Here is an 11,463-nt window from a genome sequence, read left to right on the forward strand (position 1 = left end):
ATGAAAAAAATTTTTATACTACATCTGCTGCTTACTTCTGCGTATATACACTCTGCGACACAATCAGAGATTATTATCTCTAATCTATGGAAAAATATTGGACACCAGTTACCAGCAAATATTACTAAAAAGCCAATTGTAAAAAAGCCTGCCAAAAAAGAGACCAAGGTTCAAGAAGATCAAAAAACTTCTCAGAAGCTATCACCAGGTCAGCTTAAGATAGAGCAAATGAAAAAGGCCAATCGCGACAGGCTTCAAAAGATGAACCAAAAAAATAAAGAAACTAATACTTCTAAATCAGACAGTAAAGGCTCTATCTATCAACAGGCACAAGAGGGCCTGGCCCAAATGAAAAGAATGAATAAGCAGACACTCTCAAGCTGGAAGGAGCAAGAAAGACAAACTCTTGAGCAGTGGAAGAAAAAAAGACAAGAGTTTCTTTCAAGAGTAAAAATATATAAGAATAATACTTTTGAGCTTGAGAGTACCTCTCAATCATTTGCACTAAAGAAGTGGGAAACAGACCTTGCGCAGGCGCCAGCTTCCGAATACTTTATAGTCAAAGATGCTCTAGAAATAAATATTAGAGACCAAGGAAATAGACCTACTTGCAGCGCTTTTGCAGGAACAAGAGCAATAGAGATTGCCCTCGCCCAAAAGGGAGCTAAGACCAATCTATCTGAGCAATATATATACTGGGCCTCGAAACCTTATTGCCAAACAAGCCCCTGTAATAAGAAAGGCAGCTGGATAAGCTATGCCTATGATGACAGTATTAATTCAAAAGAAATGAATATCCCTTCTGAGAAAGACTGCCCTTATGTGAGTACTCCAATTGCAGGAAATGAAACACAGATCCCCTTTAAGCAATCATGTTCTCAGGGAATTGTTAAAGTTAATTCCTACAAGAAAATAAATTCAACGAAAGAGATCTTTGAAACTTTAAATAACAATATTCCAATTGTTGCTGGTTTTAAACTCTCTCCAAATTTTTACAAAACTAATGGAATCATATCTTACAAAGATTCTTTAGTTAATGGTAGAATGGATGAGCATGCAAATGGACACGCACTATTAATTGTTGGGTATATGAGAGTTCCAAAGAATATTAGAGAAGAAGGTAATGATTGCTTCATAGTAGCAAATAGCTGGTCCGAAGGTTGGGCGACGGGTGGTTACGGTTGTGTTACACAAAAGTGGCTCAATAACTACAAAGTCCCTAACCCATTTTTAGCGATTACAAGTATCAAGGAGTGATAGCATGGCATTTTCGCCTCAAAACTTTGCAGGATTAATCAAAGTTGCAGTACAACATAAAGCAAGTGACGTTCATCTCAGAACTGGTGAATCTCCCGGACTGAGAATCAATGGCGACCTAGTCCCTGTACAATCAAAACCATTTAGCTATGAAGACATATCTGATATTATAAGAATTCTACTTCCAAGCAAGCAAAGTGACCTAAATATTGATGAAATTGATGAACTTGACGGCGGTGTTGAGATCAAAAACCTTTGTCGTTTAAGATACAATATATTTAGATATAACAGTCAACTTGGAATTGTTCTAAGAATTGTAAAGTTATCTGTTCCTTCAATAGATGACTTGAATCTTCCTTCAGTAATTAAAACTATAAGCTCAAATAGAAGAGGTTTAGTTTTAGTAACAGGTGCAACAGGATCGGGTAAGAGTACAACTCTAGCAGCAATGATTAACGAGATTAATGCACAAAGACCTTGTCATATAATTACTCTAGAAGACCCTATCGAATACGTACATCAAAGTAATAAAGCGAGAATTTCTCAAAGACAAATTGGTAAAGATACTGAGAATTTTTCAACTGGCCTTAGAGGAGCTCTAAGACAGGACCCAGACATCATTCTAATTGGTGAAATGAGAGACCCTGAAACTATTGCCATTGCTCTAAAGGCAGCGGAAACAGGTCACCTTGTTTTATCAACAGTACATACAACTAATGCTACGACGACAATTGGAAGAATCATCTCGATGTTTCCACCAGAAGAACAACCTGAAATCAGAAAACGTCTCGCGGAGAACTTGAGAGCAACAATCTCTCAAAGAATGCTTAGGGCCGATACGGAATCAAAAGTTGCAATTGCTCAAGAAATCATGATTTCAACTCCAGGTATTAGAGAATGTATTCGTGGAGAAGAGCCGTTGAGTAGAATGTTAAGTATTATTAAAGAAGGTAAAGGGAAAAGTGGAAATGAGTCTCAGAGCTTTGATCAACATATTATGGATCTTTATAACGATAGGATTATTACTAAAGAACAGGCGCTTGCTTCAGTAGAGTCGGAGTCAGACTTTTTGCAACAATTAGACTTTGAGTAAGGACTCCTTACTCAAAGAGTTATTAACAATCTATTACTGAAGTTCCTGCAATAAAGTCATGTAGGCCCTTACGTTTATTTGTAAAGAGAATCATCAGCACACCAATCAAAGTGAACAGAGCAACGGGTTTAGCGAAGTACTCTCGTATAAATATTGCACCTAAGGCAACTTTAGGTGCTTGAACTCCAACAATTTTTAGCTTCATCATTCTCTTACCTATCGACTGCTGCGTCGAAGCTGTTGGTAGAATAACGAGTATTAAGTGTAGCCCTACTGCTGCCAGTAAACCTCCTACATCAAGCGGAATAGAAGAAATTATTTCTGGCCCAAGAAAGGACTCTATATCTTTTCCAATTTCAGGAAAGAAGACAATACAGAATTGGCCGGCGGCAATGAGAATCGCGAGCACACAAAGATCAAGTATAAAAGCAATAATTCTCTTTAGATGAGAAGCTGGATCAATTGAAGCTTCTCCTCCAATCCCCACTCCTCCAGAGGCCTCCCTGGCCAGCTGTCTTCTAGACTTTCTAGTTGCTTGAGCAGATGCTTCAACCTTTATTTCTTTTTTCTGAGCAGACTGTAGTAAAGGTTTAACCTTTTCTTTTCTACGAGTCTTCTTTACTTCAGAATCATCTAGTTTAAAGTTCCAATCATCATTGTCAGAATCACTCATTTCAGTCCTTATAACTCAAAAATTTCATTTACAACGGCATCTACTTTCTTCTTTGCCGTATCACATCTCTTTTTCCATTCATCATGACTAAGATCTTTATTTAAATTCATTAATAACTCACCTAATTCTTTGGTTGCATCATTGAATTCTTTTAATTTAACAACGGCCAATTGTTCATCTTCCATTGTTTCAAGCTTATTCATAACTTCTTCTAAACTAGTATCTTCTATATTCATTACTTCACCGCTGAAAGTTTCTTACCTTTTTGCATTGTAACCATGTCATTTAATATATAAATAGCTTCTTCTAAACCAGCGTCTTGACGTAGTGCTTTTACCCACTCATCATTTCTCGCCTCAAAGCCTTTTCTCCACTTCTTCTCGTCACCCTTTTTAATTTCTTCATGAAGCCTTACGCTTTCATCATAAAAAGAAACTTTTAGGTTCTTATTCTCTTCATCTAACTTGAGCCTCTCAGAGATTTCCTTATTCTTCTTATCTTCTTCAAGAACTTCTTTAAGATTTAAAGAAACAGTTGTCTCATTTCTTCTTTTAATTAGATAATCTACAGATTCATTAATCTTTGCGAATCTCTTATCTTTCTTAACTCTATTTTCACTTCTGTTTTTAAGCTTCTTTCTGTCAAACTTATTCTCAGTCCACATAGTAAAAGGCTTTGCACTTACTTTGTCCCATTTTAGAGAATATTCTAAATCTTGCTCTCTACTCTTAGTATATCCGTATGGATCAGGGATAATAATATCTGGAGTAACACCTTTATATTGTGTAGATCCTCCTGTGATTCTATAAAACTTTTGAATTGTTACCTTAAGAGCTCCAATCTCAGAACCAAACATTGACATTAGAGGTCCATGATTCAAATTAAGCACTGCCTGAACAGTTCCTTTTCCATGAGTATACTCACCTCCGACGATAACGGCCCTACCATAATCTTGAAGAGCTGCTGCCAAAATTTCAGAAGCCGATGCTGAGAATCTATTTGTCATAACAATAAGTGGTCCCTTAAAAGTTACAGAACTGTCTGTATCCTCTAAGACATCTACTTTCCCATCATGATTTCTAATTTGAACAATCGGTCCATCTTCTATAAATAGACCCGACATTTGCTTAGCATCTTCAAGAGCACCACCACCATTATTTCTTAAATCGAGGATAACTCCATCAACACCTTTTGATTTTAAATTCTCTAATTCTCTTCTCACGTCATTCGTACAGTTATTACTAGAATTATCAAAGTCTCTATAGAATTTAGGAACATGAATATAACCTACTTTCATATTCGTCCCCTCAAGCTCTAAAACTGAAGACTTAGCAAATGACTCTCCAATTTGAACCACATCACGTACGATTTCTATTAATTGTCTTGTTCCATCCGCTTTCTTTACTTGTAACCTTACAATCGTATCTTTCTTTCCTCTGATATATCTAACAGCATCATCAACTCTCATACCTACTAGATCCACAAAGTCACCAGTCTCCTGTCCAACAGCAAGAATTAAATCATCAACTTCAAGATTCTTCTCTCTCCAAGCTGCTCCGCCAGGGATAATTTTATTAACTTTAATATATGGATCTTCTTCAGAAAGAACCGCTCCGATTCCCTCTAAACTTCCCGAGATATCAATATCAAAATCTTCTTTTCTCTTTGGAGGTAAGTATTGAGTATGCGGATCATAAATGATTGCAATTGCGTTAAAGAATTTTTCAAGATAATCAATTCTGTCATCTTTTCTAAGTCTTCCAAAAAAGCTCTTATACTTTTTAGAAATTGCCTCATGGGCCTTTTTCTTAATCTCAGCATCTGTAAGGATTTTAACCTTAGGAGCTTTCTTCGCTTTCTTCTTAGTTTTCTTAGAAGGCTTTTTCTTATTATTTTTAAGGTCGTCTTGCTCTTCTTTTAAAGCAATATATCTTCCAAGTGTTGCTTGCTTGAAAACTTTTCTCCAATGATCGGCCAACTCTTTTTCGTTAGCAGCAAACTTTCTTTTGTCTGGATCTAATTCAAATCTCTCACTACTTGTCCAAGTAAATTGTTTTTTGAAAACTTCTTTTCGAACTTTATCAACATCAACAATTCTCTTTCTAAAAATTTTAATTGCATCGTTAACCATGTCATGATTACCCGACATCATCTCTTCATGCATTTTAGTTTTGTACTTCTCAAGCTTCTTTATATCGCTCTGTAAGAAGAATTGTTTTCCATAATCAAGTTTCTTGAAGAACTCTCCAAAGGCCTGCTTTGAGAGGTCTTTATCAATCTTATGGTCAATATAGTGATAGTTCTCAAGAGCATTTCGAATGATATTACCAATAATCTTTTCTTTTTTGAGATCAGCTTTAGTATCTGCAGTTATAAGATCAACCGCTCTGGTCTCTTCTTTTTTTATTTTCGCTTGTGCAATTGTCTTTGTATCTTTAGCTGATACACTCAGATTAAATGCAAGTGCCAAAATAACTAAAAGGTTTAATTTGTTTCTCATTGTATCTCCGAATTTATTCTCTTGAATTGGTACATTCTAATAATTTTACATCTTTATATCATAATTATAAAGCTTCACCGCTTAAAGAGAGAAAATATAACTCATTAAATTTAAAATTAGACAGTACCCGCCTAGAAAAGACGGGTATAGATTTTATAACTCTTCGTACTCACCCAGTACATCGAACTTATACACTTCTGCTTCATCAAGACACTTTTTTAGAAGTTCACTATAGTCATTTTCTTCATGATAACTATTCATATATTTAAAATCTGCTTTAATCACAGGGTGCTTCGGAGAGAATAGACTACAAGCATCATCATGAGGAATGATAGAGATATCATGAGTTCCTATCTTTTGTGCCAGTTTAATAATTTCTAATTTATTGAAGCCGACTAAAGGTCTCAAAATAATTTTTCTAGAACAAGAGTCCATGACAGACATATTTCTCATGGTCTGGCTCGATACCTGACCTAAAGCGTCTCCCGTAAGGATCGCATCACCTTTGATTCTATCGGCCAAGTAATTTGCAGTCTGAACCATGTACTTTCTAAAAAGTATCGTTCTATATTCTTCGTGGCAATCTTTAGCAATTCTATTTTGAACCTCACCAAATGGTACAACGTATAAACGGCAACCTCTTTGATACTGCGATAGAACTTCACAAATTTTGATAATCTTCTCTTTAACTTCATCTCCTACATACGGATAAGCGTAGAAGAAGATAAAGTCTTGCCTACAACCTCTTTTTGACATCATATAACTTGCAACTGGAGAATCAAAGCCACCAGAGATCATCGTGACAACATTCCCACTTGTGAGTACTGGTAACCCCCCAGTTGCAGTAAATTTTTCAGTAGATATGAGAATCGAGTCTTGCATGACTTTAATATCAATCATGATATCTGGATTTTTCACGTTAACTTTCAAACATGAAAACTTCTTTAATAGTAAATGACCAAGCTCTCTGGCAAGATCTAGAGAATTATGAGGAAATGTTTTATCCACTCGTTTAGACTTAACCTTAAAGGTAGTTGTCACAGACTTATCAAGTTCTTGATCCAGTTTTTCAATCAATGTTGGAAGGATAAGGTCCTTATCTTTAGCGATACTAATTGCCGGCTGTATTGAAGAGATCCCTGGAACCTTAACTAATGATTGTATGGCATCATTAGTAAACCCAGATTCACTTCTAGCAACAAGCCTCTGTTGCTCGTTTTTTAATTCCATAACTTGTTCTTTTGCATGGGCCTTAAGAACAAGCTTCACATGGTCTCTTAGAGTTTTAAAGTAGTACTTTCTATTTCTACCTTTTAGCCAAAGTTCATCTATATTAATTATTATACTCTTATACATTTTCACCTACATTATTCTTTTAATCTCTTTTACTACATTTTCAAATTCTCTTACAAATTCTTCGGCTTCATCAATTGTTGAACTCTCACTAAAAGATACTCTTAAAACAAATTTATGTTCTCTTTGATCGATCTTCATCGCGGCAAAGCCTTCATTATAACCTTTAGCTCTAGATGAGCAGGCCGATGAGCTGGCCACAAAAATATCTTTCATCTCCAAGTGTCTTAGAATGATATCGCTCGATACACCCGGACAAATAAAACTTAAAATATATGGACTGGTCTTCTCTAGAGGAAAAGGAAATTTGATATCTAAACCAGAATTAATAAGCTTAGTCCTTATAAGCTCGTTAATTGCCATTACTGATTGATTTTTCTCAGTAATATTCTTAATTCCACTTTCAATTACATATTCTAAAGCGAGAATCATTGGAGTATTTAGAGTCGATGATCTTAAACCATTCTCATGACCTCCTCCATGCAATTGTGCATTAATCTCAATTCCATTTTTTAAAAAAAGAGCAGCAACACCTTTTGGTGCTCCTATTTTATGTCCGGAAATTGTATAGGAATCAATAAAAGAGCTAAGATCTACTCCAAGCTTAGTGATCGCTTGAACACCATCAACATGGATGTGAATATCACTTCGATAATTCTTAATCTTCTTGGCCAAAGAGAGAATATCATACTTATTACCCGACTGATTATTAACATGACTAAATACGACTAGCCTAGATTGATCAGACAAGGATTCCATTAGCTTCGCTTCATCGATATCACCATCTGCATTTAAACTAATATCAGTTTTTATTCCATTGGTTTCCAAAGCAGGCATAACAGTCGAAGGATGATCTCCTCTGGAGAAGTGGATTTTCTCGTTATCTTTAATGCCTAATCCCTTAATAACTAAATTATTACCTTCAGTGGCCGAACCAAGAAAAACGAGTTGATCACTTTTAGATGCTTTAAGTAGCTTCAATATTTTTAAGCGTGCTTTTTCAATCTTCTTTAAAGCTGATTTGCCGTACTTATGAGCAGCAGAAGGATTTGCAAAATCTTCATCAATACTTTTCAGTAGTATTTGCTTGGCCTCATCAAGTACTTTAGTTGATGCGGCATGATCAAAATAAATCATGTATGTCCTTGTTATTGAGTGCGCATCTTGCCTCAGTGATCACTTTTTGTCAAAGTGCGTAAAGCTGGATCTAGCTATTATTCTCGTTGCCTATGGTAAATCTTAGGAATTTCGATACACTTATCTTTATAAAAATTTATGACTTTTTAAGGAGTGTTAAATGACACAAATCGGATACTACAAGTTACCAGAAATACATAACGACAAAGTCTATTTTGTTTGTGATGAAGATATTTGGATGACTGATCGTGACAATTGTTCAATGGCATCAAGATTAACTTCTTCTCCAGGAATTAGTACTCACCCGAAGATCTCCCCTGACGGACTAAAGCTTGCTTATCTCTCAAATACCTCAGGAGAAAATAATGTCTACCTAATGAACTCCCAAGGTGGAATAGCTTCTAGAATCACACACTTTCAAAATACAAACCTCTTAGGTTGGAAAGATAATAAAACATTGTATGTCAGCTCCTCACATCAACATTTTACAGATAGAGAAAAGCTTCTTTATGAAGTAAACACACAAGACTTTACATTTAAAAGAGTTGATATTGGTCCGACAAGTTGTATTACGACTTCATCTGAAGCAGAAATTGTAATTGGAAGACACACAGGTGACCCCGCGAGATGGAAGCGCTACAGAGGAGGAACGGCAGGTACTTTTTGGTATAAGAAGTCAAAAAAAGATCATTTTAAACAAATTCTTAAAAATATTAAAACCAATCTTGCAAATCCTCTCTTTATAGAAAAAAGACTTTTCTTTATTTCTGATCATGAGGGACATGGGAATATCTACTCTATGTCTCCGGCAGGTAGATCAATGAAGAGACACACAAACCATGAGGATTATTATGTAAGAAGTTTTTCATACTCAAATGGAGTGATTTCTTATTGTTGTGGAGCTGAGATTTATGAATTGAATCTTGAAACTAATATCTCTAAGAAGCTCACTATTGAAGTCAATTCTCAGTTTTTACAATCTAGAGAAAAATTTATTTCGGCCTTAGATTACTTACAGGATTTTGATCTTACTCAAGATGCTCAAGAATTACTGATTAACTCGCGTGGAAAACTCTTTTTCCTTCCTCCGTGGTCAGGCGGGCCAATTCGCTTAGGAACAGAAGCGGCAAGATATAAGAAATCTAGAATTATCTGGAGTGATGAATCAGAAGCTGTGTGTGCTATGAAGCTTGATGATGAGAATGAAGAACATCTTGTAACTCTAGATCTCACAACAAAAGAAGAGACATCTCTTGTTACAAAACAGAATTGGGGAAAGGTATTTGATATAGCATCTAATCCGAAAAAAGCATTTGTTGCAATATCAAATAATCGAAATGAACTTTTCCTAGTTGATATCGATAAAAATAAGGTTTCACTTATTGATAAGAGTGAGAACGATCATATCTCAAATTTAAAGTGGTCAGACGATGGAAGATTTCTCGCTTATCACAAAAAAGAAAATATTAATGACTACATCATTAAAATCTACGATATGAAAGAGAAGAAATCTCACCGTACTGTTAACAATGTTTTAACTGATTATGCACCGACATTTTCAAAAGATTCAAAGACACTTTTCTTTATCGGAGCAAGAGAGTTCAATCCGACAGGATCCGAAGTTCTATTTCAACTTGGCTTTCCATTTCTAACTAAAGTGTATGCAATGCCACTATTAGAACAAAATCTATCTCCTCACAAAGATTTTATGAATTTTGAAATTTCTAATGAAGAAGAGGAAGATCAAAAAGAAATAAATGAAGAAGAAATAAAAATAGATTGGTCTACATTGCACAATCGAATTGAAGCTCTTCCAATCGAACAAGGAGGACTAAAAGATTTATTTGTTCATAATGATACTCTCTATATTTTTAAATCTACAATCACACCAAGTGACCCTAATGAAATGAGATGGGAAGAAGGCAAATACAATCTGCTTAGTTTTTCATTTAAAGATAAGAAAGTAGAAACTCTGCTCAAAGATGTTAATGTCGATACGTACAAGAAAAATGGTAAGTATCTACTCATTGAAACTGAAGAAGAACTTCGTTTAATTGACCTTGAGTCTAAAGTTTCCAGTGGTGATGACTACTGTAAAAAAGATGGATGGATAGACCTAGAGAGAATTAAAATAAAGCTAGACCCTGTAGCAGAATGGAAGCAGATGTACAGAGAAGCATGGATTCTTCAAAGAGAGCATTTTTGGACAGAAGATATGTCGAAAATAGACTGGCAATCTGTCTACAAAAAGTACCACTCTCTACTTCCTAAGGTGAAATGCAGAAGTGACTTGAGTGATTTGATTTGGGAGATGCAAGGAGAGCTTGGAACAAGCCACGCTTATGAGTTTGGAGGAGATTATCCAAACGGCCCGACATCAAACCCCGTAGGATCTCTAGACGCTGAATTCACTTTCCATCCAAGAACGAAATCTTTTGAGATCACAAAAATCTACAATGGTGATAGTTGGGTAAAAGGTCACGACTCGCCTCTTTCTAAGGCAGCAGTTTCTCTAAAAGTTGGTGATCATATATACTCACTAGATGGCGAAGAATTTAGTGATGCCAACTCATTACAAGTTTTACTAGAAAACAAGGCCAGTACTGAAATAAGTCTTCTCGTTAAAAGATCTAACAAAAGAAGAAAAGAAAATATCTCTTTAATTGCAAACAAACTTTCGACTCATACAAGGTATAGACAATGGGTAGAGCAAAACAGGTCCTATGTAAAACAAAAATCTAGAGGAAAACTAGGATATGTTCACATTCCAGATATGTCTCTAAAGGGTATTTCTGAGTTTTGGAGAAGCTATAGCGTTGAACATGAATGTGATGGACTCGTAATTGATGTTAGGTACAACGGAGGTGGTTCAGTCTCTCAATTACTACTGAAAGAACTTCAGCAAAAAGTACTTGCTTTCAATCAAAGCAGATGGTTTGGACAATTCCACTACCCTGTTCACTCAGTGAATGGGCCTCTTGTATGTATTACTAATGAGCACGCAGGAAGTGATGGAGATATTTTTTCACACTGTTTTAAGTTATTAAATCTTGGGAAGCTCATAGGAAAGAGAACTTGGGGAGGAGTTATAGGTATTTGGCCAAGGCATTATCTAAATGATTTCTCTCTCACAAGTCAGCCCGAATTTTCATTCTGGTTCAAAGATGTTGGATTTGATGTGGAAAACTATGGAACAGATCCAAATATTGAGGTCGACATTACACCAGAGCAATGGGGAAAAGGCATTGACTCTCAACTAGACAAGGCGATAGAGGTTATTCTTAAAGACTTAAAAGTAAGGCCTCCCTTAAAGCTGAATACGAAGAACAGACCTATTCTTCGTGCCCCTAAGTTACCGAAATTATAGCTAATTTTCAGAGGGACCCCATTGGTCCCTCTAAATATATATAGTTTTTTCACGTATCAACACGACGCATCAACAAAGTGATA

8 protein-coding genes are annotated in these 11,463 nt (G+C 35.7%); 3 read left to right on the forward strand and 5 right to left on the reverse strand.

Features of this window, described 5'->3' with window-relative positions; translation table 11 throughout:
• Both DPQ89_RS00940 and DPQ89_RS00945 read left to right on the forward strand, forming a co-directional pair.
• Positions 1-1,257: a C1 family peptidase gene (locus DPQ89_RS00940; protein ID WP_127714229.1), complete on the forward strand. Its 1,257-nt coding sequence runs from the start codon at positions 1-3 to the stop codon at positions 1,255-1,257.
• A gap of 4 nt (positions 1,258-1,261) precedes the next feature.
• Entirely contained in the window at positions 1,262-2,350 is a 1,089-nt protein-coding gene (locus DPQ89_RS00945; RefSeq protein WP_127714231.1) for a type IV pilus twitching motility protein PilT, read from the forward strand.
• Between the two features lie 22 nt (positions 2,351-2,372).
• Here the strand turns inward: DPQ89_RS00945 and DPQ89_RS00950 are convergent, their stop codons facing one another.
• The 5 genes from DPQ89_RS00950 to DPQ89_RS00970 all read right to left on the reverse strand — a co-directional run bounded on the left by DPQ89_RS00950 (position 2,373) and on the right by DPQ89_RS00970 (position 8,013).
• Positions 2,373-3,023 (reverse strand): RDD family protein, encoded by a 651-nt coding sequence (locus DPQ89_RS00950; protein ID WP_127714233.1) that lies wholly within the window; start codon positions 3,021-3,023, stop codon positions 2,373-2,375.
• 8 nt (positions 3,024-3,031) lie between these two features.
• Complete coding sequence (locus DPQ89_RS00955) at positions 3,032-3,259, reverse strand: hypothetical protein (protein WP_127714235.1); 228 nt, start codon at positions 3,257-3,259, stop codon at positions 3,032-3,034.
• Positions 3,259-5,523, reverse strand: a complete 2,265-nt coding sequence (locus tag DPQ89_RS00960) for a carboxy terminal-processing peptidase (RefSeq protein WP_127714237.1) — start codon at positions 5,521-5,523, stop codon at positions 3,259-3,261. Before DPQ89_RS00960 ends, DPQ89_RS00955 begins: the two co-directional genes overlap by 1 nt.
• 153 nt (positions 5,524-5,676) lie before the next feature.
• Positions 5,677-6,879, reverse strand: a complete 1,203-nt coding sequence (gene thiI / locus DPQ89_RS00965; protein ID WP_127714239.1) for a tRNA uracil 4-sulfurtransferase ThiI — start codon at positions 6,877-6,879, stop codon at positions 5,677-5,679.
• A 6-nt stretch (positions 6,880-6,885) separates the two neighbouring features.
• Positions 6,886-8,013, reverse strand: coding sequence for a cysteine desulfurase family protein (locus tag DPQ89_RS00970; protein ID WP_127714241.1), 1,128 nt, complete (start codon positions 8,011-8,013; stop codon positions 6,886-6,888).
• 160 nt (positions 8,014-8,173) lie between these two features.
• Between DPQ89_RS00970 and DPQ89_RS00975 the strand changes: the two genes are divergently transcribed.
• Positions 8,174-11,380: a S41 family peptidase gene (locus DPQ89_RS00975; protein ID WP_127714243.1), complete on the forward strand. Its 3,207-nt coding sequence runs from the start codon at positions 8,174-8,176 to the stop codon at positions 11,378-11,380.
• Positions 11,381-11,463 lie beyond the last annotated feature (83 nt).

The sequence above is a fragment of the Halobacteriovorax sp. HLS genome (assembly GCF_004006665.1).
In the GTDB taxonomy this organism is placed as follows: Bacteria; Bdellovibrionota; Bacteriovoracia; order Bacteriovoracales; family Bacteriovoracaceae; genus Halobacteriovorax.